We start from the raw sequence: 23,379 nt of genomic DNA on the forward strand, positions 1-23,379 counted from the left end.
CGGCCCCCGTGCCGCGGTGCGCCCCGGTCAGGAGGCGGCGGGCTCGCCGAACCACCTGGTGAGCGCGTCGGCGAGGCCGTCCCCGTCGGCCGTGCCGCCGTCCGCCGCCCAGGCGACGTATCCGTCCGGACGCACCAGCAGCCCCGCGAGGTCCGGCCGGGCGGCGCAGCCGGCGGTGACGACGTCGACCCGGTCGCCGTGGCCGTCGGCGCGCGCCCGCAGCTTGGGGTCGTCGGCGAGGTCGAGGAGCAGACCGCGCCCGCCGTGCAGCCGGTCCGCGAGCCGGCCGCCCTCGGCGAGTTCCAGGTCGGGGGCGCTCCGGCCGACCAGCGGATGACCGCCGGGCAGGTCGTAGCGCTGCCGGACGCCGGAGATCTTCTTGACCAGGTGGGTGGTGCCGTCGACCGTCCCCGCGAGGTCGGTGACCACCGCGTGCAGGGCGCGCGCGTGCGACTCGGGACGCATCAGCGCGATCTGGGCCCGTGTCCAGTCGAGCACCCAGGCGCCGATCGCGTGCCGTTCGGCGGTGTAGGAGTCCAGCAGGTCCGCCGGGGCCCACCCGCGCACCACCGCGGCGAGCTTCCAGCCGAGGTTCATGGCGTCCCCGATGCCGAGGTTCAGCCCCTGCCCGCCGAACGGCGAGTGCACATGCGCCGCGTCGCCCGCGAGCAGCACCCGGCCCGCGCGGTAGCTGCTCGCCTGACGGCAGTTGTCGGTGAAGCGGGTCGCCGTGCGCACCTCGGTGACCGTGACGTCGACGCCGGACACATGGCGCAGGCTGTCCTGGAGTTCCTCGGCGGTGACGGGCGCGTCGCGGTCCACGGGCGGCCCGTCGAAGCGGACGGCGAGGACGCGGCCGGGCATCGGACCGTGGGCGTAGGTGCCGGTGGCCGTGGTGTGCCAGCCGCTCCCGAGCCCCTCGGCGCCGGTCAGCGTGACCATGGCCTGATAGCCGGTGATCTCCGGGGCGGTGCCGGGGAAGTCGAACCCGGCGAGCTTGCGCACGGTGCTGCGGCCGCCGTCGCAGCCGACCAGCCAGCCCGCGCGGACCGTCCCGGGCGCCGTCCCGTCGGCGGGCGCCAGTCGCACCGTCACCCCTTCGTCGTCTGCGTCGAAGCCGGTCAGCTCGACGCCCCGGCGCACTTCGACCCCGAGGCCCTCCGCGTGCCCGGCGAGCAGTCGTTCCAGGGCCGCCTGCGGAACGAGGCCGACGTCACCGGCGGGCCCGAGGTCCGCGAAGGCCGGGTCGGAGTCGTCGAGCAGGTCGCCGCGCAGCATGATCCCGGCGAAGTGCCCGGCGAACCGGGGCGGCGGCGAGGCGTTCTCGCCGCCGCCGCGCTGCCGCATGAACTCCCGGAAGCCGCTCATCGCCCGCTCCTGCACCTCGGTCAGCGCGGGCAGCAGACCCCGTCGGTCCAGCGCCACGGAGGTGGGGACGTTGATCGCGCCCGCCTTGATCGTCTCGTCGACCTCGGTGAGCCGTTCGACGATCAGCACCCGTGCTCCGCCGAGCGCCAGCTCACAGCCCAGCATCAGCCCGGCGGGGCCCGCCCCGGCCACCACCACGTCGTAATCGCTCATGTCCGCCTCCCGGCCGCGTAAGTGTGTCCGTGTCTCGCTCACGCCTTCACTGTAGTCACTAAAACTTTGTATTCGCTACACTCTTCTGGTGACGAACGATCCGGCAGACCGGAAAGAAGAGAGCGCGCGGAACGAGACCGCGCCGTCCTCCCTGCGCGAGCGCAAGAAGCGGGCCACCCGGCAGCGGATCTCGGACCTGGCCACCGCGCTCTTCGTGGAGCGCGGCTTCGACCAGGTGACCGTCGCCGAGATCGCCCGCGCCGCCGACGTCTCCGCGATGACCGTCTTCAACCACTTCCCGCGCAAGGAGGACCTCTTCCTCGACCGCATCCCCGAGGCCGTCGAGCTGTTCACCGAGGCCGTACGGCGACGCGGCCCCGGCGAGAGCCCCCTTGCCGCGCTGCGCCGTCTGGCGCTGGCACTCCTCGACCGGCACCACCCGCTGTCCGCCGTGGACGACGACTTCCCCGCCTTCTGGCGGATCGTCGTGGACTCGCCCGCGCTGCGCTCCCGGGCCCGGGAGGGCGTCGAGGAGGTGGAGGAGGCGCTGGCGGCGGTGCTGGCGCAGACCGCCCCGGACCTCGCCGACCCCAGCCTCGTCGCGGCCCTGACCGTCGCCGCCTACCGGACGGTCTACCTCACCTCCGCGACCCGCCTGCTCGCGGGCGAGCGCGCGGCCGACCTCGCCGACGACCACCGGGCACGGGTGCACGCCGCCTTCGACGCGCTGGAGCGGGCGGTCGCGGGCCTGCGGGCCGGCTGACACCGGGCGCGCCCCACCGACGTGCCGCGCCCGGCGCGCCCGGGGCCGCACTCCCGGCCCACGGCGGCCGGGCCGCACTCCCGGCCACGGCACCCGGGCCGCCCCCGGCGACGGCTGCGAAACCGTGCCCCCGCAGCGGCATGGATCCGCCACGCGCGGACGTTGCATCATCCGTAGGGGGCCTGGGGGCCTGGGGGCCTGGGGGCCCGGGGGAGCGGCGTTGCGCAGGCGCGGGCAGCCACGGGCGGCCGTGGACAGTCATGAGGGTGCCGCAGGACGGAAGAAGGGGGTGCCGGGTGGCCGAGGAAGCGCTGTGGACACGGACACGGCTGGGCCGCGGCGGGCCGGCCCTGGACCTGCTGACCGCCTCCTTCGACAAGCACGTCTACGCCCCGCACGCGCACGAGGAGTTCACCGTCGGCGTCTGCGTCGGGGGTTCGGAGATCATCGACTACCGCGGCGGCCACATCCACAACGGGCCGGGCGCCATCGTCGTCCTGGCCCCGGGCGAGATGCACACCGGCGGCCCCGCCAACAGCACCGAGGGCTACGCCTACCGGGCCCTGTACGCGCTGCCGTCCCTGCTCGCCGACGGCGTCCTCGGCACCGGCCTGCCGCACTTCCGTGACCCCGTCCTCGACGACCCCGAACTGGCCGCGGCCCTGCGCCTGGCCCACACCGAGCTCAGCCGCTGCCCCGACCCGCTGGAGACCGAGTCCCGGCTGCCCTGGCTGCTCACCGCCCTGGCCCGGCGCCACTCCACGGCCCGCGCGGCCGACGGCACCGTCCCCGGCGCCGACCGGATCGCGTACCTCGTGCGCGACCGCCTCGCCGACGAACTCCTCGCTCCGCCCTCCCTGGCCGACCTCGCCGCCGGCCTGGGCCTGTCCCGGTACCAGCTGCTACGGGCCTTCCGTACGGCGACGGGAGTGCCGCCGTACGCCTGGCTGGCCCAGTACCGGGTGGCCCGCGCCCGCGGCCTGCTGGAATCCGGGCTGCGCCCGGCCGAGGTCGCCCCGCTCGTCGGCTTCGCCGACCAGGCGCACCTCACCCGGTGGTTCCGCCGGGTGCTGGGGGTGACCCCGGCGGCGTACCGCAACAGCGTTCAAGACAGTCGGTGCTGACCGGGCCGACACTCTCCGTATGACTGCACGCGGCTGGTTTCTGTTCTCCCTGATGGGAGTGGTCTGGGGCATCCCCTATCTGTTGATCAAGGTGGCGGTGGAGGACCTCTCCCCGGCCACGGTGGTGTTCGCGCGCTGTGCGCTGGGCGCGCTGCTCCTGCTGCCCTTCGCGATCCGGCAGGGCGGTCTGGTCCGCACCGTCCGGGCGCACTGGGCACCCATGCTGGCCTTCGCGTGCATCGAGATCATGGGCCCCTGGTTCACGCTGACGGACGCCGAGCGGCATCTGTCGAGCTCCACTGCCGGACTGCTGATCGCGGGCGTCCCGATCGTCGGGGTCCTCGCGGCCCGCTTCTTCGGCGACGCGGAGGTCCTGGGCGCACGCCGGATCGCGGGCCTCGCCCTGGGTCTGGCCGGCGTCGGCGTCCTGACCGTCCCGCACCTGACGGGCGGCGACGCCCGCTCCCTCGTCGAGGTGCTGCTCACCGTGATCGGCTACGCCACCGCCCCCCTGATAGCCGCCCGCCGCCTGAAGGACATCCCCACCCTCCAGCTCATCACCCCTTGCCTGATCCTGACCGCCCTGGTCTACGCCCCCGCCGCCGTGGCCGGCCGGCCCGCCGCGATGCCCTCGGCCGAGGTCCTGGCCGCCCTGGCGGGCCTGGGCGTGATCTGCACGGCGGTGGCCTTCGTAGCCTTCCTGGAGCTCATCAAGGAGGTCGGCCCGACCCGGTCGACGGTCATCACCTACGTCAACCCGGCGGTCGCGGTGGCGGCGGGCGCGGCCTTCCTGGACGAGCGCCTCACGGCGGGAGTCCTGGCCGCCTTCCTGCTGATCCTGGCGGGCTCGGTGCTGGCGACGGCGGCGGGACCGAAGAGGGACCGGCGCCCGGTAGCATGGTCCACACGGCAGACGAGCCGGGCGGACGGCCGCGTGGAGTCCCCTTAGGGGCTTCCCGAGGAACGTCCGGGCTCCACAGGGCAGGGTGATGGCTAACGGCCACCCGGGGTGACCCGCGGGACAGTGCCACAGAAAACAGACCGCCGGGGACCTCGGTCCCCGGTAAGGGTGAAACGGTGGTGTAAGAGACCACCAGTGCCCAGGGCGACCTGGGCAGCTAGGTAAACCCCACCCGGAGCAAGGTCAAAAGGAAACGCCTTTCGGGATATGAAAGGCGCTTCTGCGCGGACGACCGAGGGCTGCCCGCCCGAGTCCGCGGGTAGACCGCACGAGGCCGGCGGCAACGCCGGCCCTAGATGGATGGCCGTCTCCCCGGCCGCCGCGAGGCGACCGGGTGACAGAACCCGGCGTACAGCCCGACTCGTCTGCCGCTTCGTATTTCCACAGGCCGGAACCTGTCGGCCGCGCCGACGGCCGGTCGGCCGTGCCCGACGAGCCTCTCCGGTACGACGGTGGAGTCACCGCCCGGAGAGGCGTCAGGTCAGGTCCTCACCTCACCTCACCGTCGGACTCGGCGAGGCCGTGCCGTTCGAGCCCCTGTTGCGATTTTCGCATCTCGCTCGTATGGTGAACTCATGGGCGATGTGGTGGATCGCGTACGGAAAGTGATGAAGGATGCCTCGGTCAGCCAAGGGGTGTTTGCGCAAGGCGTCGGGCTGGCTCCCGACAAGTTGTCGAAATCCCTGAACGGTGTCCGCAGGTTCACCTCTCTTGATCTTGCCCGGATCGCGGAGTTCGGCAACACCACGGTCGACTGGCTGCTGACCGGTCGGAAGCCGCTGCGCCCCACCATCGCGGCCCGCACCAGTGCGCCGGTGGTCGACGACGAGGGCCGCGGCAGGCTGGAGGACCTGGTCGAACGGTTCGTCACGGCACACGAGGTGCTGGACCTCCTGGGCCTCGCGTCCGAGCTGCCGGAACTGCCCTCCGTCCGTCCGGACCTCAAGCGATACGTCGATCAGGGTGTGGCCCTCGCGGACGACGCGCTCGCCTGTCTCGCCGCCGCGGGCACGCCGACGATCGACGGCCTGGAAACCGCCGACCTGCTTCAGGCCTTCGAGCGCGCTTTCGGTGTCGATGTGGCGAAGATCGGCCTGCCGGACGGAATCGACGGTGCCGCCTGGCAGGCGGACGGATTCCGGCTGATCATGATCGCGCGGACCAAGGTGCCGACGCGCCAGCGATTCACCCTCGCCCACGAACTCGGGCACATTCTGGCCAGGGACGCCCAGGACCTGCTGACGGAGACGCAACTCGCCCCGGGGCGCCAGAAGGACCTGACCGAGGTGCGCGCCAATGTGTTCGCCGCGAATCTCCTCATGCCCCGGGGCGAAATCGACTCGGTGGTGCGTGAGAAGGAAGTGACGGACGAGCAACTCGCCTCGCTGGTCGTGCGCTTCCAGGTGTCTCCCAGTGCACTCGCGGCCCGGCTCACCCAGTTGGGTGTCGTCGCCCCGCAGGCGGGGGCCAGGCTGCGCGGGCTCACGACGTACGACTGCCACTGGCTTACCGGCCAGAGCGACCTCTTCGAGGCCCGCACCACATGGTCGGAGGCCAACCGACTGCCGTTCCGCCCGGCTCAGTTGCTGTACGAGGCCTACCTGGCGGGGGACACCACCCTGCGCCCGCTGGCCGCGTACACGGGCGTGGACGTCGACAGGATTCGCGAGGCGCTCGAACCTGAACCGGCGCCGCAGGAGGGCGTGTCGAGCGGTGCCGACGTGGACGAAGGGGACCTGGTCTACCAGCCATGACGCGTCACTGCTGGTTTCCCGACAACACCGTGCTGTGCAATTTCGCCGCCGTCGACCGGCTGAGTCTGCTGGAGAAGGTCCTCGACGGCCGCGGTCGCTGGACGGAGGCGGTGGCGGCCGAGGCCGAGCAGTCGACGCGGTACTGGCCGAAGCTGCGTCAGGTGACCGACGGCGGGTGGCTCGGCGAGCCGATCGCGATCGACGACCCTGCCGAGACGGCTGCGGTGGACCGCATTCGTCGTGTCGTCTTCGCGGGTTCCCCCGCCCGGCCCTTGCAGCACCTCGGTGAGGCGGAGACACTCGTGGTCATCGAGCGGCGCAGCGAATTCGCGAACTCCGTGTGGATCACCGACGACGGCGAAGCCGGCCACTACGCCCGTCGCAAGGGCATCACCGTCAAGAACACCGTCGACATCATGCGCGAGGCTGTCGTGGACGGCCTGGTCCTGGCCGACGCGGGCCATCGTCTCCTCATGGGGATGCAGCAGGCCGGGCGCCATCTGCGAGGCGTTCCGCGCAGCGCTGAGGGTCTGCTGCGCTGAGGAGGAGTCGGGCGAGGGCGGGCGGTGCGGACCGTGTCGTCCGGTCGCGCGCCGCCCGCCCTCGTGGGCGTTTCCCTGCCGTCCTGGTCGTCGCTCCGGGCTCAGGCGCCGCCGGCTGTCGCCGGTGCGCCCTCGCGGCGGCGGTAGCGCAGGCCGCCCGCGACCGCCAGGACCGTCACCAGGCCGGTGACGGCGGTGACCGTCCACAGTCCCGCGCGGTAACCGCCCAGTCCGCCGTCCGTGTTGAGGGTGAGGGCGGTGGCGGTGACCGCCACGACGATTCCGTTGCCGATCTGCTGGCTGGTGTTGAACAGGCCTGAGGCCAGGCCCTGTTCGTCCTCGCGGGCCTGGCCGACGGCCGCGATGTTCAGCGCCGGGTAGGCCGCGGCGAAGCCCAGGCCGCCCAGCACCTGCTGGACGAACATGACGACCAGGGTGGGGGCGTGGCCCAGCAGCAGCGCCCAGGCCAGATAGCCGCCGGTCAGCATGAGCAGGCCCGCCGCCCCCACCGGCCAGGCGCCGTAGCGGGTGACCAGGGTCGCCGCGTACCGGGACGTGCCCCCGGTCAGCACTCCGCCGAGCAGGAAGGCGAGCCCGGACTCCAGCGGGGACCAGTGCAGCGCGTCCTGGTAGTACAGCATCAGCACGAACTGGAAGGCCACATAGGCGCCGACGAACAGCAGACAGATGTTCGCCCGCGCCAGCTGCGGGCGCCGGAAGATCGACAACGGCACCAGCGGGTCGGGGTGCCGGCGCTCGACCAGCAGGAACAGCCCCAGGAGTACGGCGGCGGCGATCAGGGTGACGACCGTCCAGGAGTCGCCCCAGCCGTCGGTGGCGGCCCGGCTGAAGCCGTACACCAGACAGATCGCCGACGTGGTGACGGTGAGGGCGCCGAGCGTGTCGATCCGGCCGCGGGTCCGGTCCGACCGGCCGCCCTCGACGACGAAGGCCGCGAGCACCGCCACGGCGATGCCGACCACGGCGGGCAGGAACAGGATGAGACGCCAGGACGTGCCCGCCAGCGCGCCGCCGAACACCAGCCCCAGGGAGTAGCCGGTCGCGGCCACGGCCATGTACGTACCCAGGGCCTTGTTCCGGGAGGCCTCGTCCCGGAAGGCGTCCAGCAGGACCGCCATCGCCACCGGCGCGGTGATGCCGGCGCTGATGCCCTTGACCAGCCGGGCCAGGCTCAGCACCAGCCCGCTGTCCGCCAGGCCGCCCGCGCAGCTGGCGATCGCGAACACCACCAGCCAGCCGATCAGGAGCTTCCTGCGGTCGTAGAGGTCGGCGAGCCGGCCGCCCAGCAGCAGCAGTCCGCCGAAGCCGAGCGCGTACGCGCTGACCACCCACTGGAGTGCGGCGGCGGAGATGTCCAGATCGTCCTGGACCAGCGGCAGCGCCGGGCCGATGCTGGCGATGTCCATCGAGTCGAGGAACTGCACGGCACAGGCGACCCCGAGGAGCAGGGTCAGCTTGCGTGGGGAACGGTCGTCCCACGACGGGTCCGGGCCCGCCTTCGTCTGGGACGGTGAGAGTTCGGTCATGCTCGGTCTCCGGGTCTGGGGGGTGCCGCGGGGGCGGGGTCGGAGGCGGCCGTCACCAGCGCACCGGAAGCTTTCGTACGCCGCGCATCAGCATGCCCGGCATCCACGGCAGCGTGGCCGGGTCCGCGTCGAGCGCCAGGCCGGGACAGCGTTCGAGGAGGGCGCGCAGGGCGATGCGGCCCTCCATCCGGGCCAGTGGGGCGCCCAGGCAGTAGTGGATGCCGTGACCGAAGGCGATATGGCCCCGGGCGTCACGGCGGATGTCGAAACGGTCCGGGTCCTCGAACCGCTCCGGGGCCCGGCCCGCGTCGGCGATGACGATCAGCACGGTGGCGCCGGACGGGATCAGCACCCCGCCCATCTCGACATCGGCCACCGCGAGCCGGCCGGTGGAGGTCTCCACCGGGCCGTCGTACCGGAGCATCTCCTCGATGGCCCCGTCCATCAGCCCGTCCAGGTCGGCCCGGAGCAGGGCCGCCTGGTCGGGATGGGCGAACAGCGCGCGCATCCCGCCCGAGATCAGGTTGACGGTGGTCTCGTGCCCGGCGATCAGCAGCAGGCTGCACATCCCGATCAGCTCGTCCGGGGAGAGCCGGTCGCCGCCCTCGTCCACCGCGTGGATCATCGTGCTCAGCAGGTCCTGGCCGGGCCTGCCGCGCTTGTCCGCGATCAGTCGCCTGAAGTACGCGGTGAGCTCGGTGTACGCGGCGGCCTGCTCGGGCCCGCTGGTGGGCGCGATGGCCTGGTTGGACCAGCCGCGGAACGCGTCCCGGTCCAGCTCGGGGACACCGAGCAGTTCGCAGATCACGGTCATGGGCAGCGGGAAGGCGAACGCCTCCACCAGGTCGGCGCGCCGGTCCGGACCGGCCAGCATCGCGTCCAGCAGTTCGTCGGTGACCTGCTGGACCCGCGGTGCCAGCGCGGCGATCCGGCGCGGGGTGAAGTCCCGTGAGACCAGCCGCCGCAGCCGGGTGTGGTCCGGTGGATCGGCCATCAGCAGATGGGCCAGATTGGGATCGTCCTGATCGGTGCTCTTGATCTGGCTCATCCGCCCGGACCGGCGCCATTCCCTGCTCAGCCGCGGGTCGGTGAACGCGGCACGGCACGCCTCGTGGCCGACTACCAGCCACACGTCGTCGCCGTCGGGCGTCCTGACGTGGTGCACCGGAGCCTGCCGGCGCAGCTTCTCGTACACCGGATACGGGTTGCTGACGAACTCAGGGCTGAGCTCCAGCAGATCCGTGACGGGCGGTTGCGCCGCCATGCTCACCATGTCCGTTCCCCTCCCCGCGGCCTGCGCCGGGTCAGCCGACCTGAAGGCTCACTTCGATGCCCTCCCGCGTCATGCGCGAGTACGGGCAGATCTCGTGCGCCTTGTCCAGGAGCTTCTGGGCGACGGCCGGCTCGACGCCGGGCAGGTGCGCCGTCAGGTCGGCGATGATGCCGAACCCGTCGTCGTTCTTGCCGATGGCGACGCGCGCGGTGACGCTGGAGCCGGTGATGTCGACCTTCTCCATGTCGGCCACGATGGCGATGGAGGCGTGGAAGCAGGCGCTGTAGGTGGCGGCGAAGAGCTGCTCGGGGTTGGTGCCGCGACCGGCTCCGCCGAGCTCCTTGGGCTGGCTCACGGTGACGTCGAGCTTGCCGTCGTCGGACGACACACGGCCCTCACGGCCGCTCTCCGCGGTGACGACGCCGGTGTAGAGCAGAACGTCGGTGTGCTGGATGGGCATGACTTGCCTTTCGGTTTCCGTTGGGTGCGGATCTGGGTGCGGACTTGGTTGCGGATCGGTGATGCGCAGGGGAGTCGGTCGCGAGGAGCCGGCCGCGGTCCCGCGGGCCCGCTCACGGAGCGGGTGCGAGGACCGGCAGCGCGCCGGCCGATATGCCGATGGTGCAGCGGGTACGGGTGCCGGTGTCCGGTTCGCCGTCGTACTCCAGGACGAGCGGCTCGCCGTCGACACGCTCCAGAACGATTTCCCTGCCCTGGGCGTAAAGTACGCCAGGGCGGTCCAAGTGGGCTGCGCTACGGCTGAGTTCGAGCAATTCGGCCAGATGTGATCCATCGGTCATCACGCAGATGTCGAGCAGGCCGTCGTCGGGCACCGAGCGGGGCAGCAGCTGGTAGTGCCCGGCCCGGTAGCGCCCGCCGCCGATGTTCGTCAGATGGATGTCCCCCTCGTGCAGGAGGGTGCCGTCCACCCGTATCCGGCCGCGGTACGGCCGGGCGCGGCGCAGTGCCTCGTCCAGCGTCCGCCGGTAGCGCTCCCGGCCGGTGACGTCCGCGTGCCGGGCGGCCGCGTGCGTCACCTCGGCCACGAGACCGGAGCCCGCCCCGAGGACGACGGGGGCTCCGGTCTCGCGGACCTGCAGGAGATCGACGCGGCGGACGCGGGAGGCGTCGGAGGAGAGGGCGGCGTCCAGGGCGTCCTGCCAGGGACGGTCCGCCCAGATCTCGCGGTAGAAGGAGTTGCCGGTGCCGGCCGGCACGTTCACCAGCGCGGCGCCGGGCGATCCCGGCCGCCTGCGGTGGGCCAGCGCGAGACCGGAGGCTGCCTCGCGGGTGGTGCCGTCGCCGCCGACCGCGATCAGGACCTCGGTCCCGGTGCCGGCGGTGTCGGCCGCGAGCTGCTCCGCGTGGCCACGGTGGGCCGTGTGCACCACGCGCAGATCCTCCAGCCAGCGCGCGCTGTGCCGTACCACCGCCTCGATGAGCCCGGAACTCCTGCTGCCCGCGAGCGGGTTGGCGACCAGCAGCCCGGTCCGCGCCCGCCGGTCCCGCATCATGCGCCCTCCTCCGGCGTGAGCTGTCCGTCCCGCTGTCCGTCCCCGCGTTCCGCAGGGTGCCTACACGATGACCGTCAGTGGTGACAGGCTACTGACGAGGTGCTCGGGTACCACTCGAGTCTCAGTCGCGTTCGGCCACCACCACGCCCATGAAGTCGTCGGCGCTGCAATACGGGTCGGGACCGCCGTACTTGCGCAGCAGATCCGGTATCCGCAACTTCTCGGCCGGCCAGAAGTCCGCCTGCCGCACCGCCTCGTCGGCGGTCTGCGGGGTGAGTCCGGTCAGGTACGGCTCGCCGCGGGCGCCCACCTCCTGCGCCTTGGACAGCGCCGCGGCGTACGGCGTCGTACCGTCGATCACCGACTGGTCCATGTAGTCGAAGACGAGGGTGCTGCCGCTCGCGCACAGACCCGACAGTTCCGCGAGCGTGTGCCGGAACGCCTCGGGCCGCAGGAAGAGGGTCACGCCCAGCCAGCCGACCACGCACGGCTGTGAGGCGTCGAACCCGGCCTCGGCGAGCGCCGCGCCGAGCGAGGCGCCGGCCTCGAAGTCCACCGGCACATAGCTCACCTGAGGGGTGTCGATGCCGGCCTGGCTGAGCAGCGCGAGCTTGTCGGCCTGGGTCGAGGGGTGGTCGACCTCGAACCAGCGCAGGTCGGCGTGTCCGGGCAGCCGCAGCGCCGTGGAGTCGTAGCCGGCCCCGAGCAGCACGGCCTGGCGGACCCCGGCGGCCACGGCCCGCTCCAGCATGTCCTCGTAGCAGCGCTGGCGCAGCAGGACGATGGCGAAGAACGGGCCTTCCTGCCAGGCGTTGTCGGTCAGCCACCGGTCCGCCTCGGCGGTACTGTCCGGCAACTGCATCCCGGGGATGAACAAGCGGGCGTACTGGTCCGCGAGCAGGCGCCGGCCGGGCTCCAGCGCCGCGTCCACGGCCCGGATGCGCGCGGTCAGCTGGGCCGTGTTGCTGGCCAGGCCGGATTTCATGCGGGAGGGCTGGTGTGGGATGAGCACGGGTGTCCCCTTCACGTGAAGGATGCGCGGACGGCGGTGGCCGCCCCACCGCTTTACGCGCCCGTGTCCGGCCACCCTCATATCCACCGCTTTGCGGGGGCGGACGGCGGCGGAGGCGTAATACGGGGCATGACCCTCACTGAAGAACTCTCGGCCTGGGCCGCCGGTGCGAGCTTCCGCGATCTTCCCGAGGACGTCGTGGAGCTGGCCGGGTTGCAGATCATCTCCCAGTGCGCGGCGATCCGGTACGGCGCCGCCCATCCGCTGGGCCGCCGGCTCGTCGACGGCTTCGGCGAGCCGCTCCAGCAGGACAGCAGACGGTCCGCGTACGTGCTGGCCGGGCTCGGCTCGTGGCTGCACTTCGACGACACCGCGTTCGCCGGGCACCTGTCCAACTCGACGGTCGCCGTCCCGATGGCCTACGCGGCCGGGCAGGGGCTCGACGGGGCCGGACTGCTGACGTCCGTCGTCGTCGCCACCGAGTGCGCGGCGCGGGTGACCGCCGCCGTGACCCTGGGCCCGTTCCGCGGGCAGACCGCCGCGTACAGCCATGTCACCGGCGCCGTCGCCGGCCGGCTGCGGGGCGAGGGCGTCTCCGCGGACCTGTGGGCGGACGCGCTCGGCCTGGGCCTCGGCCTGCCGCCGCGCACCGTGGTCGCCGGGTTCCTCGGCGGGGACTCCAAGGTGTTCAGCGCCGCGACCCCGGTGGCGGCCGGGCTGGACGCCTGCGACGCGGCGCACGCCGGGTTCACCGGCTGCCGGGATCTGCTGGAGAACCCCGACGGGTTCCTGCACGCGTTCGCCGAACTGCCGGTGCCGGGGGCCGTCACGGAGGGGCTCGGCGAGCGCTGGCACACCCGGACCACCTCCTTCAAGGTGCATCCGGGCGGCCCCGGCATGGACACGGCGGTGGACTGCGGGATCGAGCTGTACCGGGAACTGGGGCCGGTGCACGCCCGTGACGTGGAGTCCGTCGAGGTCGCCACCTCGCTCTACACGGCGCTGGTCGACCAGTGGGCGCAGCAGCGGATGCGCGGCCCCGAATCACCCGTGGGCGCCCTGGTGTTCGCGCTGCCCTATCTGCTGGCGACGACGCTGCTGACAGGCGAGCTGACCGTCGCGGACTTCGCCGCTCCCGCGCTGACCGATCCGGAACGCTGGGAGCTGGCCGACCGCATCCGGGTCGTGCTGGACGAGCGGATGACGTACGACCTCTTCCACAGCCTGGTGCCCTTCGGGCAGGCGCTGCGGCAGGCCGGCGACCGGGCCCCCGAGTGGCTGGCCGGGTTCGGGTCCCGCTGGCAGGGCGACGGCCGGTGGCTGGTCGACCTGGTGGGCGAACTGCCGCCGCCCAGCCGGGACTTCAGGGAGGCACGCAAGGTGACGCCGTCCCGGGTCACGGTCCGCCTGCGCGACGGGCGTACGGCGACCCGGCAGCAGGACGTACCGGTGGGCGGTGTCGGCGCGACGGACGGCACGCCGGTGGCCCAGCTCGTCCGGGACAAGTTCCTGGCCACCGGCGGCCGCAAGGACGTCGCCGACCGGCTGGCCGAGCTGGCCCGGGTACCCGCACAGGAACTCCCCGGACTCCTGCACGCGGCCCTCTCCTGACAACGAGCGCAGCCCCCGCGAGGCCTGTCCCTACGGGGCCGGGCCTCACGGGGGCTGGTCGTACGGGGTCTCGTCGTACGGGGTCTGGCCTCAGGGGTCGGGCCCTACAGGGTCTGGGCCTACGAGGCTCGGTCTCAGGGGACGGGCCTCACGGAGTCCGGTCCTACGGGGGCTCGGTCTCGGGCAAGGGCGGGTCCCCGGGCCGCCGGGTCGCCAGGGTTGACGGGGTCGTCCGGGGTCGCCGGGGCTCCCGCGGACGAGGTGGGGGCAGCCTGACGGGCCGTCCGTGTCAGCCCGTCAGGCTGCCCGCGTACCAGCGGCGCAGCCGGGCCCGTGCCCGGGTGTACGCGCCCTCCGCGGCCTTGGCCGAGACGCCGTTGCGGGCGGCGTACTCGCGCGTGCTCATCCCCTCGCGGCGCGCCAGCATCACCTCCCGCTCCAGGCCGGTCAGCCGCCCCACCTGCCGCAGCATCCACGCGTCCTCCGCCTCCGCGCAGACCACTTCCTCCGGGCCGGTCGGATCCCCCGGCAGCACCCGGCGCAGCAGCCGTCGCGCGCGTTCCTCCCGGCGGTGCACGTCGGTGCACAGCCGCAGGGTGACGGAGGTCAGGAACGGGCCGATGCGGCTCTCGTCCAGCGCGTCGAACGCGGCCGCCCGCAACAGCGCCTCCTGGGCGCAGTCCTCCGCCTCCGCCGCACCGCGCAGCCGGGAGCGGGCCAGCCGGTGGATGCGGTCGTGGTGGTGGAGGAGCTGCTGCCAGCGCAGGGCGGGGGTGGCGGGGGTGATCACCGCAGTTCCTCCTCGTCGACCCGGGTGACCCAGCGGGCGAAGGTCTCGCCGGGACCGGAACGCCCGGCCAGGTACTGCCGGGCGAGCCGCTCCACCAGGTCGGGCAGCTCCGCGGCGGTGGCCTTCAGCCCCCGTGGCTTGCGGCCGAATCCGGCCGTCCGGTCGGCCGCCATCGCCAGCTCGCCGCCGAGGTGCACCTGGAACCCCTCCACCTGCCGGCCGTCGGCGTCCGTCACCAGCTGGCCCTTGAGGCCGATGTCGGCGATCTGGGTGCGGGCGCAGGCGTTGGGGCACCCGTTGAGCGTGATGCTCATCTCCACGTCCAGGCCGTGCAGCCGTCGCTCCAGCTCCTCGACCAGGCCCGCGGCGCGCGCCTTCGTCTCGACGATGGCCAGCTTGCAGTACTCGATGCCGGTGCAGGCCATGGTGGAGCGCCGCCAGGCCGAGGGCTCCGCCTCCAGACCGATCCCGCGCAGGTCCTTGACCAGCGGCTCCGGGTCCACCGCGTCCAGCACCAGCAGTTTCTGGTACGCGGTCAGGCGGATGCGTCCGCAGCCGTGGGCCTCCGCGGTCTCGGCCAGCGCCGCGAGCTGCTTGCCGGAGACCCGCCCGACCACCGGCGCGACACCCACGTAATGGCGGCCGTCGCGCTGCCGGTGCACCCCGGTGTGCTCCACCGGGGCGGCCGGGAGCCGCGGCGGGGGGCCGTCCAGCAGCGGCCGGTGCAGGTACTCGGTCTCCAGGACCTGCCGCAGGCGCGCCACCCCCCACTCGGCGACCAGGAACTTCAGCCGCGCGCGGTTGCGCAGCCGGCGGTAGCCGTAGTCCCGGAAGAGCCGCGTCACCGCGACCCACACCTCGGGCACCTCCGCCAGCGGCACCCAGGCCCCGACCCGCTCGGCCAGCCGCGGCGAGGTCGACAGGCCGCCGCCCACCCAGAGGTCGAACCCCGGTCCGTGCAGCGGGTGTTCCACCCCGAGGAAGGAGATGTCGTTGGCCTGGTAGGGGAGGTCGGCCAGCCAGGAGACCGAGGACTTGAACTTGCGCGGCAGATTGGACAGGGAGGGGTCGCCGACATAGCGGTCGACGATCTCCCGGACGGCCGGGGTGGCGTCCAGCACCTCGTCCGCGGACACTCCCGCGACCGGGCTGCCGAGGACCACCCGGGGGCAGTCGCCGCACGCCTCCGTGGTGGACAGGCCCACGGCCTCCAGCCGCCGCCAGATCTCCGGCACGTCCTCGATCCGTACCCAGTGCAGTTGGATGTTCTGCCGGTCGGTGATGTCGGCGGTGCCGCGCGCGAAGCGGGTGGAGATCTCCGCGATCGCCCGCAGCTGGCGCAGGTCGAGCGCGCCGCCGTCGCAGCGGACGCGCAGCATGAAGTACGAGTCCTCCAGCTCCTCGGGCGCCAGCAGCGCCGTACGGCCGCCGTCGATGCCGGGCCGGCGCTGGGTGTAGAGGCCCCACCAGCGGAACCGGCCGTGCAGGTCGTCCGGGTCGATGGCGTCGAAGCCCCGCTGCGCGTACACGTTCTCGATGCGTTCGCGCACCCGCAGCGGGTCCTCGGCCTGCTTCATCCGTTCGTTGTCGTTCAGGGCGGTCCGCCCGCCCAGCGCCCACTGGCCCTCGTCGCGCGCCTTGTCCGGTGTGCGCCGCTTCGGCGCCGGGCCCGTGGCCATCACGCCCCCTTCTCCTCGAACGGCCCCGCCACCGGGGCGATCATTCCGTCGGGCAGCCAGTCCACGTCGGTCGCGCCGCCGTGGTGGTGTCCGCCCGCGCCGGGGCCGGACAGCGGGGAGCCGGGGATGTACATCACCGCGGTGGCGTACAGCCGTACCGGATCCGCGTCGGCCCGGATCGCCGCGCCGGAGGCCCGCCGCCAGGCCTCGTAGCCGGTCGCCGACGGGTACTCGCCCGGCAGCCGTGCGGCCAGCGCGCTCGCGTAGGTCATGGGCATCCCGGTGCGCGGCGCGAAGCGCAGCGGAATGATCTGGCCGGCGGCCGGGGCCAGCAGCGACCGGGTCAGCAGCCAGGGAGCGAGGTAGCTGCCCTGCGACCGGATCCGGCCCGCGGCCACGTCCTGCAGGACCGACTGCGCCCGCTGCCAGCCCGCCACCACGATCAGCGGACGCGCCGAGGCCGTGACCGGTCCCGTGCTCGGTGCCGCGAGCGTGATCCGGGCGGCCGCCGCGGCGGTACGCACCTCCGCGGCGGCGGCCCGGCCGCGCGGGGAGTCGTCGCCGACGAGGGCCGCCGTGCGGGTGCCGCGTCCGGCCAGGAAGGTCACGACGGCGCGCAGCGCCGAGCGGTCCGCCTCGGTCAGCCGGTCCGAGGGACAGCTGGTGAGCGGCCGGTCCAGGCCCGCGGCCAGCTCGCCGGCGGCGGCCGCCGCGCATTCGGGGGCGTCCGCCCCGCGCAGTGCCGTGGGTGCGGCGGTCCGGGTGCCGGTGTCCACCGTGAACGAGCCCGTCGCACCCGCGGCGGAGATCCACAGGCGGCTCTCGCCTCGGGGCAGGTTCACCGTCGTCCACCGCTGGGCGCTGCCCGCCCGTACGGTCCCGGCGGTGAGCCGGTCGCGGTCGGTTCCGGCCGCCGCCTTCTGCGTACCGTCGACGCCGATGCCGACCAGGTTGAGACCGGGCCGGTTCGGCACCACCATGACCGGTACGTGCTGCCCGTTGAGGTGCAGCTCGCGCACCACCGGGGTGCCCGGCCGGGCCGCCGCGGCGGGCCGGGGCCCGCCGCCGGCCGCCGCGGTCGTGCCCGCCAGCACCGCCCCGGCCACCACGGCGGCGAAGAACGCCGTGATGGCCGGGATCCCACGCAGGCGCCTGCCCCGCAGCAGCAGCAGTCCCAGCGCGCTGCCGGCGAGCAGCACGACGGTGGCGAGCAGCAGCGCGCCGCCGGGGGTGAAAGGCGTCCCGGTCACTTCAGCACGCCGTCGCTGACTGTGAACAGCACACCGTGCGGCCGGGCGTCACCGGTGTCGCCGTGCGGCCAGGAGATGCGGTTGAAGCTGATGCACGGCTTGTTCGTGTTCTCGTCCCGGAAGGACCGGTCGAGGGTCACCTTGCCGCCGTTGCCCAGGTTGAACATGCAGATCCGGTGGTCGCCGTCGCCGCCGAACGCGCCGGCGATGAAGTAGTTCGCCACGGCGATCCGCTTGATCTTCTCCGTCTCGCCGTAGGTGCCGTCGGCGTGCCGGGCGAAGTTGTCCATGCTGCCCCAGTGCGGGCCGCCGTCGGTGGTGTCGCGGATCAGCTGGGTGCCGACCACGGCCGGGCAGTCGCTCTCGTGGCCGCCCTTGAAGACCTCGTCGAGCTTGTCGACCGAGCACTTCGGGCTGTTGCCCGAGGCCAGGAGCTTGCGGATGTCCATCACGTAGAGCATGCCGGTGGTCTTGTCCAGCGACTGGCCGTAGCCCTTGGGCACACCCATGACCGTGTGGAAGAGGTAGCGGTCGTCGGGGCTGACCATCAGCCAGCTGGAGTTGTCGCCGCCGCCGCGCACATCGGCCTCGGCACCGGCCTTGCGGTAGGCGGTGGTGTCGTCGATGACCTCTTTCCACACCGGCTTCTTGGCCTTGATGTCCGGTGTGTAGAAGACCGCGCCGCCGGTCATGGAGGAGACGAACGCGCCGTTGTGGCCCGGCTTGTTGGGCAGCGCGGGCTCCATCAGCACCCGGGACTCGTACCAGATCGGGTCGCTCTCCAGCTGGGCCCGCGGACCGTCCGGCACCTTGCTCACGGAGAGCAGGGTCGGGTTCGAGCGGTTGGTGATGTCCCAGACCCGCACGGTCGGCCGGGCCAGGTCCTCGCGCAGCGGGGCCTCGGGCGAGGTGAAGTCCTTGGCCTCGACGAAGTCGCTGCCGACCAGGATGTTGCGGCGCTCGTCGACCATGATGCCGTGCGGGTTGGCGCAGGTCGGCTCCGGCAGCTCCGGCACGTTCCCGCACAGGTTCGGGTCCTCGCCCTTCGCGGTGGCGGCGGGGATCTCGGCCAGCGTCTTGCCGTTGCGGTCGAAGCGGACGATCTCGCCCGGCGAGCCGGCCGCCCCGTTGCCGTTGCGGACCTGGCCGTTGGTGTACGTGCACGGCCCGGCCACGTCGCCGCCGCCGAGGAAGGAGCCGTAGGCGGTGCCGTCCCGCAGCACCTGGTAGGCGTCCGGCATGGTGCCGCACGGGGTGTCCGAGGCCACGTTGACGCCGGCCAGTCGCAGCTTGGGCAGCTGGCTGGTGTCGAAGACGAAGGTGGTGTCCGCCTTCAGGCCGCCCGCGTACAGCCGGTCGCCCTTGTGCCAGACGTACTGCATGTGGTGCGGCTCGTTGGCCAGACCCGGACCCATGGTGACGGTGTTCACCACCTGGCCGTAGGTCTTCGACCCCTTGGTGGCGTCGATGACGGCCATGAAGTCCGGCTTGGTCGTGTCGGCGGGGCCCGCCCAGGCGAGCAGCCACTCGCGGCCCGGCCCGCCCGCCGAGGCGAGCAGGTGGTTGGTCGCCGTGTACGTGGTGCCGTCGGAGGCCGTGAAACGGGTGGTCGACAGGGCGGCGGTGGCGCTAGCCTGGCCCGCCCCGGTGAGGAGGGTGGAGGTCGTGCCCACCAGGGCGAGGCCGATGGAAAGGCGCCACAGATGGCGGCGCCGCAGACCGAGCTCTCTCATGATCCGTACGCCCTTTCCTGGGACTTTCGTAGGGGATATCCCGCCGTACGAGGGCAGGTTCGCGCCGCACCTTCGCAGTGCGCGCTGACTGTCGGCTGACACTCCGCTTGACCGCTCCCTGAGGACGGCTGTACAGGGCCGGGGCCGGGTCGGGCGGTGTGCCGGGGGTCCAGTGAGATTCGAGCAACCGGGCGCAGACTCGGCCGGAGGACAAGGCTGTCGAGGGCTGTCATGGGGGAGTGATGCCGGGTCAATCCGAGTACGTGTTCACCGATGTGGTCCGCGCCAACGCACAGGCGAACCCCGTAAAGGTCGCCTGTGTGTTCGTGTACGAGGCGTCGCGCGGACAACTGGCGGCCGAGACCGTCACCTACGAGGAACTGGATCTGAAGGCCCGTCATGTCGCGGCCTGGATCGCCGATCACGGACTGGCCGGCCGGCCGGTCCTCGTCGCCCCGTCCCGGGGGCGGCACTTCGCCGCCGCGCTGCTCGGCTGTCTGTACGCCGGTGCCACCGCGGTTCCCGTCGACGCCGTCGACGGCCAGGCGCACCGCACCGAACGGCTGCTCGCCGTCGTCCGCGACTGCGGCGCGGAACTGGTCCTGGCCGAGCGCGCCGACGCGCCCGCCCTGACCCAGCTGCTCGCCCGGGCCGGCCACGGCGGCACCGTCTGTCTGGCCGTCGACGCGGCCGGGGAGACGGCCGGGCAGGCGGCCGCCCCGCCCCGCACGAGGACCCGCCCGGACGACGACGCCCTGCTGCTGTACGGGCCGGGACCGGCCGCCGCCCCGCGCGGTGTGCGGGTGACCTACCGGATGCTCGCCGAGGGGCAGCCCTGGGCCCAGCGGGTGCTGCGCTCGTCCGCGGACTCCCGGGTCGGCGGGCTGCTGCCCTACCGGTACGGCACCGGTCTGGTCATGCATCTGCTGCATCCGCTGTGGCTGGGCGCCACCGGGGTGCTGCTCCCGGCGGGCAGCCCCGGGGGCCTGCCGGCCCAGTGGGTGGAGGCGGTGAGCAGCTACGGCATCACCACCGGGCTCACCAGCACGTACGGCTACCAGCTCGCCGCCGAGCGGACCACGGACGCGGAACTGGCCGGGCTCGCTCTCGGTCACTGGGAGACGGCGGTGATCTGCGCGTCGCCGCAGCAGCCGGACGCGAGGCGGGCCTTCGGCGAGCGGTTCGCCGCCGCCGGGTTCTCCCCGGAGGCGTTCGTCTCCTGCCTGGCCCCTCCGGAGTCCCCGTTCCCGGTGGCGGCGCGCCCGGTCGCGGACCTGGCGGGACCGCCCGCCGCCCGGCGGGTGGCGGAGAAGTCGCTGGACCGCGGGGAGCTGTGCGACGCCGCGCCCGGCGAACCGTTCCGGACGCTGGTGAGCGTGGGCCGCAGCGTGGGCCCGGAACTCTCCCTCGCCGCCCCGGACACCGGTGCCCCGGTCCCGGAGGGCCGGGTGGGAGTGCTGCGCGTCAACGGGCTGAACACCGGGGACGAGGCCGTCCGCTTCGACGGCGAACTGTATGTGAGCGGGTGCCTGCGCGAGGGCATCAAGGTGCCCGGGCGGGCGGCCTGCGTCCTGCTGGTGCATCCGCAGGACGTCGAGCGGTCCGCCCAGGAGACCAGTGAACTGTGCATGCGCACCGCTGCGTTCGGCGTCCCCCACGCGCCGGGCCGGGACCGGCTGGTGGTGGTGCAGGAGGTGCGCGACGGGCTGCGCCACGACGTGGACCTGAGCGGCCTGGGTGTGCGGATGCTGCGCCGGATCACCGACGAGTTCGAGGTCGGGCCCGGCACGGTGGTGCTGGTCCGGCCGGGTACCGTGCGCCGCAACTTCCGCGGCCGGGTCTCCCGTTCCGCGGTGCGCGGCCTGTTCCTCAGCGGCCGGCTGCGGCCCTTGTACGAGATCTCCAGCACCGGGACATGAAGTTCTCAGGCCGGGACCGGTACGCCTTCCCGTGCATGTCATGGGCCGGTCGCTGTCCCGGCCTGCCCTGGCCTGAAAGGCTTGGGCCACGCCCGGCACACGCTGTCGGGGCGTGCTGCCTGCCTGAGGAGTTGAATCCGTGGAGATCAGACTGCTGGGGGCGATGACCGCACGCGAACGGTGCGGATCCTTCGCGCCGACCGCCGCCAAGCCCCGTCAAGTGCTGGCCCTTCTGGCCCTGCAAGCCGGTCAGGTGGTCCCTGTTCTGTCGCTGATCGAAGAACTGTGGGGCGATCATCCGCCGCGCAGTGCCATGACCACGCTCCAGACGTACGTGCTTCACCTGCGCCGGGGCATCGACCGTGCGCTCGGCCGCCGCCAGACGCAGTCCGCCAAGGAGATCCTGGAGACCGTGCACGGCGGCTACCAGCTCAACGCCCAGCCGGGCGAGGTGGACGTGCACGAGCACGAGCACCTGATGGTCGCCGGCCGGGCGGCCGCCCAGGCCGGGGACGACGAGTCCGCGTCCCGGCTGATGGGCCGCGCGCTCCAGCTGTGGCGCGGGCCCGCCCTGGTCGACGTGGAGGCGGGGCCGCTGCTGGACATCGAGCTGCTGCGCCTGAACGAGGCACGGCTGGGCGCGGTCGAGTGCCGGGTCGCCGCCGAGCTGCGGCTGGGCCGGCACGCGGAGGTGCTCGGCGAACTGACCGTCCTCACCGCCCGCTATCCGCTGCACGAACGGCTGCACGAACAGCTGATGACCGCCCTGTACCGGGCGGGCCGGGTGTGGCAGGCGCTGGAGACGTACCAGAAGCTGCGTACGACGCTCGACCACGAGCTCGGTCTCGAGCCGTCCGAGCGGCTGCGGCGCCTGCACCAGGCGCTGCTCAACGGCGAGGAGCGGCTGCCGGTGCCCGACGACGTGCCGGCGCAGTCCAGGCCGGCGTGACGCCGGGGGCGGCGCGCAGCGGTCCCGCGGGGCAGACCCGACTGCCCCGCGGGACCGCTGCGCGTGCGCCGTGCCGCGGCCGCCGCGGCTAGGCGGCGTCGCCGAGTGCCGCGTCCAGGGTGCGGAGCGCCGCATCGGCCGTGGCGGCCGTCTCCTCGTCGTCCGGCGCGCCGATGACGGCCAGGAGGGACGCCACCAGGGCGTTCTGGAGGTCTGCGGTCGGCTGCTGCACGGGGTTCTCCTCGGACGGCATGGGGTTCTCCTCGGACGGCACGGGGTTCTCCTCGGACGGCATGGGGTTCTCCTCGGACGGGTGGGATCAGAAGGCATTGCAGGCGCGGAAGACATGCGCGAAGGAGACGGGCGACGCCTGGCCGCGGAAGGCGATGTACTCGGGCAGCGTCAGGTCCGGGCCCCACTTCTCCTTGTACGCGAGCTGGGTCCGGGCCGGGTAGAGGTCCTCGCCGTGCTCCCACAGGAAGTGCATCAGCCAGGTGAAGGCCGGGCTGTGTCCGGGCAGTTCGTGTGCCGCGTCCAGTCCGGTGAACGGGGTGAAGCCGAAGTGCAGCCATTGCGCGCCCTCGGCCCGGAAGGCCTCGACGGCGGTGCTGTTGATCGCCTCCATCAGGCCGGGGGAGTTGCCGGGCAGGCGACGGCTCAGGTCGTGCATCCAGCCCGCCTGGGGGCCGTAGACGGGCGAGTAGGAGATGTAGCCGACCGGCGTGCCGTCGATGGAACCCACGAAGAGCCGGCGGTGCTGCTGGGCGCTCCCGCCGGTCTGGCCGACGAGGAACTCCAGCGGGCGGACGTGCTCGCCCTTGTCCGCGAGCCAGGCCGAGTCGATGACGGCCAGCGCCTCCCGCACGTCCTGGGCGTCGGCCTCGCGCACCTGGAGGCCGTTGCGGAAGGCCCGGGAGATCTTGTTGCGCAGCTGCATGAACCGGGTGCCGCGCAGGGTGAAGTCGGGCAGGCCGACCGCCCACGAGGCGCCGATCTGGTTGACGGTCCAGCCCAGGCGCGCGTAGATCTCGGCGTCGGCGCGCTGCAACTGCACGGCCACCAGCCGCAGTTCCTGCTCCTGCGCGTGCTCCTGGAAGGCGGTGAGCAGCCGTTCGTAGCTGCCGGGGCCGGCGAAGGGGCCGCCGAACTGCACCAGATGGCGGCCGGCCTGCCGGTACACCACCACCCCGTCGGCGTCGGGCACGGTGAAGAGCTCGTTCCCGGTGTTCATCGCCAGGAACGAGCTCGGATTCCCGGCCTGCGTGTGTTTCGTGATGGCGTCGAGAACGACGGCGGAGGACGACTCCCGAGTAGGTGCCGTGGACATAGGACCTCCCTTTCCACTGGTAGGTTTCCGGCGGATCGAGAAAAGTACAG

Annotated in this window: 19 protein-coding genes, 1 other RNA gene and 1 pseudogene; 9 read left to right on the top strand and 12 right to left on the bottom strand. The window is 72.9% G+C overall.

The annotated features are described in order from the left end of the window. Positions 1-27: 27 nt before the first annotated feature. Positions 28-1,581, bottom strand: coding sequence for an FAD-dependent monooxygenase (locus ACZ7OY_RS03780; protein WP_471909867.1), 1,554 nt, complete (start codon positions 1,579-1,581; stop codon positions 28-30). An 88-nt stretch (positions 1,582-1,669) separates the two neighbouring features. Between ACZ7OY_RS03780 and ACZ7OY_RS03785 the strand changes: the two genes are divergently transcribed. The 6 genes and pseudogenes from ACZ7OY_RS03785 to ACZ7OY_RS03810 all read left to right on the top strand — a co-directional run bounded on the left by ACZ7OY_RS03785 (position 1,670) and on the right by ACZ7OY_RS03810 (position 6,725). Beyond that, positions 1,670-2,344, top strand: coding sequence for a TetR/AcrR family transcriptional regulator (locus tag ACZ7OY_RS03785; RefSeq protein WP_471909868.1), 675 nt, complete (start codon positions 1,670-1,672; stop codon positions 2,342-2,344). 260 nt (positions 2,345-2,604) lie between these two features. Further along, entirely contained in the window at positions 2,605-3,468 is an 864-nt protein-coding gene (locus tag ACZ7OY_RS03790; protein WP_471909869.1) for a helix-turn-helix domain-containing protein, read from the top strand. Positions 3,469-3,487: 19 nt separating this feature from the next. After that, positions 3,488-4,315: pseudogene (locus ACZ7OY_RS03795) on the top strand (DMT family transporter); the annotation flags it as partial. Between the two features lie 67 nt (positions 4,316-4,382). Next, positions 4,383-4,797, top strand: an RNA gene (gene rnpB / locus ACZ7OY_RS03800) — RNase P RNA component class A. A 207-nt stretch (positions 4,798-5,004) separates the two neighbouring features. Beyond that, positions 5,005-6,183: an XRE family transcriptional regulator gene (locus ACZ7OY_RS03805; RefSeq protein ID WP_471909870.1), complete on the top strand. Its 1,179-nt coding sequence runs from the start codon at positions 5,005-5,007 to the stop codon at positions 6,181-6,183. After that, complete coding sequence (locus ACZ7OY_RS03810; protein ID WP_471909871.1) at positions 6,180-6,725, top strand: PIN domain-containing protein; 546 nt, start codon at positions 6,180-6,182, stop codon at positions 6,723-6,725. The genes ACZ7OY_RS03805 and ACZ7OY_RS03810 overlap by 4 nt, the downstream gene beginning before the upstream one ends. Before the next feature lie 101 nt (positions 6,726-6,826). On the opposite strand, the gene ACZ7OY_RS03815 is transcribed toward ACZ7OY_RS03810, so the two are convergent. From ACZ7OY_RS03815 to ACZ7OY_RS03835, 5 genes are all read right to left on the bottom strand, one after another. Next, a complete protein-coding gene (locus ACZ7OY_RS03815; RefSeq protein ID WP_471909872.1) occupies positions 6,827-8,272 on the bottom strand; it encodes an MFS transporter in 1,446 nt (481 codons plus the stop codon). Between the two features lie 52 nt (positions 8,273-8,324). Beyond that, positions 8,325-9,536: a cytochrome P450 family protein gene (locus ACZ7OY_RS03820; RefSeq protein ID WP_471909873.1), complete on the bottom strand. Its 1,212-nt coding sequence runs from the start codon at positions 9,534-9,536 to the stop codon at positions 8,325-8,327. Positions 9,537-9,576: 40 nt separating this feature from the next. After that, a complete protein-coding gene (locus tag ACZ7OY_RS03825) occupies positions 9,577-10,005 on the bottom strand; it encodes an organic hydroperoxide resistance protein (RefSeq protein ID WP_152888105.1) in 429 nt (142 codons plus the stop codon). A gap of 112 nt (positions 10,006-10,117) precedes the next feature. Beyond that, the gene (locus tag ACZ7OY_RS03830; protein ID WP_471909874.1) at positions 10,118-11,059 is read right to left on the bottom strand and encodes a diacylglycerol/lipid kinase family protein; all 942 of its coding nucleotides are present in this window, start codon (positions 11,057-11,059) and stop codon (positions 10,118-10,120) included. A gap of 121 nt (positions 11,060-11,180) precedes the next feature. Further along, a complete protein-coding gene (locus tag ACZ7OY_RS03835; protein ID WP_471909875.1) occupies positions 11,181-12,071 on the bottom strand; it encodes a class I SAM-dependent methyltransferase in 891 nt (296 codons plus the stop codon). A 129-nt stretch (positions 12,072-12,200) separates the two neighbouring features. On the opposite strand from ACZ7OY_RS03835, the gene ACZ7OY_RS03840 reads away from it, so the two are divergent. Continuing rightward, on the top strand, positions 12,201-13,682 hold the full coding sequence (locus tag ACZ7OY_RS03840) for an MmgE/PrpD family protein (RefSeq protein ID WP_471909876.1): 1,482 nt from the start codon (positions 12,201-12,203) through the stop codon (positions 13,680-13,682). 289 nt (positions 13,683-13,971) lie between these two features. Here ACZ7OY_RS03840 and ACZ7OY_RS03845 read toward each other — a convergent pair whose 3' ends face one another. From ACZ7OY_RS03845 to ACZ7OY_RS03860, 4 genes are read right to left on the bottom strand one after another with little or no spacing between them, the layout of a single operon-like run. Continuing rightward, positions 13,972-14,472: an RNA polymerase sigma factor gene (locus ACZ7OY_RS03845; protein WP_351613787.1), complete on the bottom strand. Its 501-nt coding sequence runs from the start codon at positions 14,470-14,472 to the stop codon at positions 13,972-13,974. Then, positions 14,469-16,151 (bottom strand): nitrite/sulfite reductase, encoded by a 1,683-nt coding sequence (locus ACZ7OY_RS03850; protein WP_471909877.1) that lies wholly within the window; start codon positions 16,149-16,151, stop codon positions 14,469-14,471. Before ACZ7OY_RS03850 ends, ACZ7OY_RS03845 begins: the two co-directional genes overlap by 4 nt. Further along, a complete protein-coding gene (locus ACZ7OY_RS03855; RefSeq protein ID WP_471909878.1) occupies positions 16,151-17,401 on the bottom strand; it encodes a hypothetical protein in 1,251 nt (416 codons plus the stop codon). The genes ACZ7OY_RS03850 and ACZ7OY_RS03855 overlap by 1 nt, the downstream gene beginning before the upstream one ends. Next, complete coding sequence (locus tag ACZ7OY_RS03860; RefSeq protein ID WP_471909879.1) at positions 17,398-19,134, bottom strand: hypothetical protein; 1,737 nt, start codon at positions 19,132-19,134, stop codon at positions 17,398-17,400. The genes ACZ7OY_RS03855 and ACZ7OY_RS03860 overlap by 4 nt, the downstream gene beginning before the upstream one ends. Positions 19,135-19,376: 242 nt before the next feature. Between ACZ7OY_RS03860 and ACZ7OY_RS03865 the strand changes: the two genes are divergently transcribed. After that, positions 19,377-21,053 (top strand): AMP-binding protein, encoded by a 1,677-nt coding sequence (locus ACZ7OY_RS03865; RefSeq protein ID WP_471909880.1) that lies wholly within the window; start codon positions 19,377-19,379, stop codon positions 21,051-21,053. A 139-nt stretch (positions 21,054-21,192) separates the two neighbouring features. Continuing rightward, the gene (locus ACZ7OY_RS03870; protein ID WP_351622034.1) at positions 21,193-22,002 is read left to right on the top strand and encodes an AfsR/SARP family transcriptional regulator; all 810 of its coding nucleotides are present in this window, start codon (positions 21,193-21,195) and stop codon (positions 22,000-22,002) included. Between the two features lie 88 nt (positions 22,003-22,090). On the opposite strand, the gene ACZ7OY_RS03875 is transcribed toward ACZ7OY_RS03870, so the two are convergent. Together ACZ7OY_RS03875 and ACZ7OY_RS03880 are read right to left on the bottom strand one after the other, a co-directional pair. Then, positions 22,091-22,297 carry a hypothetical protein gene (locus tag ACZ7OY_RS03875; protein WP_471909881.1) on the bottom strand — a complete coding sequence of 69 codons (207 nt, stop codon included), beginning with the start codon at positions 22,295-22,297 and terminating at the stop codon, positions 22,091-22,093. A 24-nt stretch (positions 22,298-22,321) separates the two neighbouring features. After that, complete coding sequence (locus tag ACZ7OY_RS03880) at positions 22,322-23,329, bottom strand: bifunctional lysylphosphatidylglycerol flippase/synthetase MprF (RefSeq protein WP_471909882.1); 1,008 nt, start codon at positions 23,327-23,329, stop codon at positions 22,322-22,324. Positions 23,330-23,379: the final 50 nt, after the last annotated feature.

Source organism: Streptomyces sp. NPDC107559, from assembly GCF_055657365.1.

Coding starts and splice junctions, on each gene's coding strand:
- ACZ7OY_RS03780 (WP_471909867.1), bottom strand. CDS start 1,581: ATGAGCGATTACGACGTGGTGGTGGCCGGGGCGGGCCCCGCCGGGCTG.
- ACZ7OY_RS03790 (WP_471909869.1), top strand. CDS start 2,605: ATGAGGGTGCCGCAGGACGGAAGAAGGGGGTGCCGGGTGGCCGAGGAA.
- ACZ7OY_RS03805 (WP_471909870.1), top strand. CDS start 5,005: ATGGGCGATGTGGTGGATCGCGTACGGAAAGTGATGAAGGATGCCTCG.
- ACZ7OY_RS03810 (WP_471909871.1), top strand. CDS start 6,180: ATGACGCGTCACTGCTGGTTTCCCGACAACACCGTGCTGTGCAATTTC.
- ACZ7OY_RS03815 (WP_471909872.1), bottom strand. CDS start 8,272: ATGACCGAACTCTCACCGTCCCAGACGAAGGCGGGCCCGGACCCGTCG.
- ACZ7OY_RS03820 (WP_471909873.1), bottom strand. CDS start 9,536: ATGGCGGCGCAACCGCCCGTCACGGATCTGCTGGAGCTCAGCCCTGAG.
- ACZ7OY_RS03825 (WP_152888105.1), bottom strand. CDS start 10,005: ATGCCCATCCAGCACACCGACGTTCTGCTCTACACCGGCGTCGTCACC.
- ACZ7OY_RS03830 (WP_471909874.1), bottom strand. CDS start 11,059: ATGATGCGGGACCGGCGGGCGCGGACCGGGCTGCTGGTCGCCAACCCG.
- ACZ7OY_RS03840 (WP_471909876.1), top strand. CDS start 12,201: ATGACCCTCACTGAAGAACTCTCGGCCTGGGCCGCCGGTGCGAGCTTC.
- ACZ7OY_RS03850 (WP_471909877.1), bottom strand. CDS start 16,151: ATGGCCACGGGCCCGGCGCCGAAGCGGCGCACACCGGACAAGGCGCGC.
- ACZ7OY_RS03860 (WP_471909879.1), bottom strand. CDS start 19,134: ATGAGAGAGCTCGGTCTGCGGCGCCGCCATCTGTGGCGCCTTTCCATC.
- ACZ7OY_RS03865 (WP_471909880.1), top strand. CDS start 19,377: ATGCCGGGTCAATCCGAGTACGTGTTCACCGATGTGGTCCGCGCCAAC.
- ACZ7OY_RS03875 (WP_471909881.1), bottom strand. CDS start 22,297: ATGCCGTCCGAGGAGAACCCCGTGCCGTCCGAGGAGAACCCCATGCCG.
- ACZ7OY_RS03880 (WP_471909882.1), bottom strand. CDS start 23,329: ATGTCCACGGCACCTACTCGGGAGTCGTCCTCCGCCGTCGTTCTCGAC.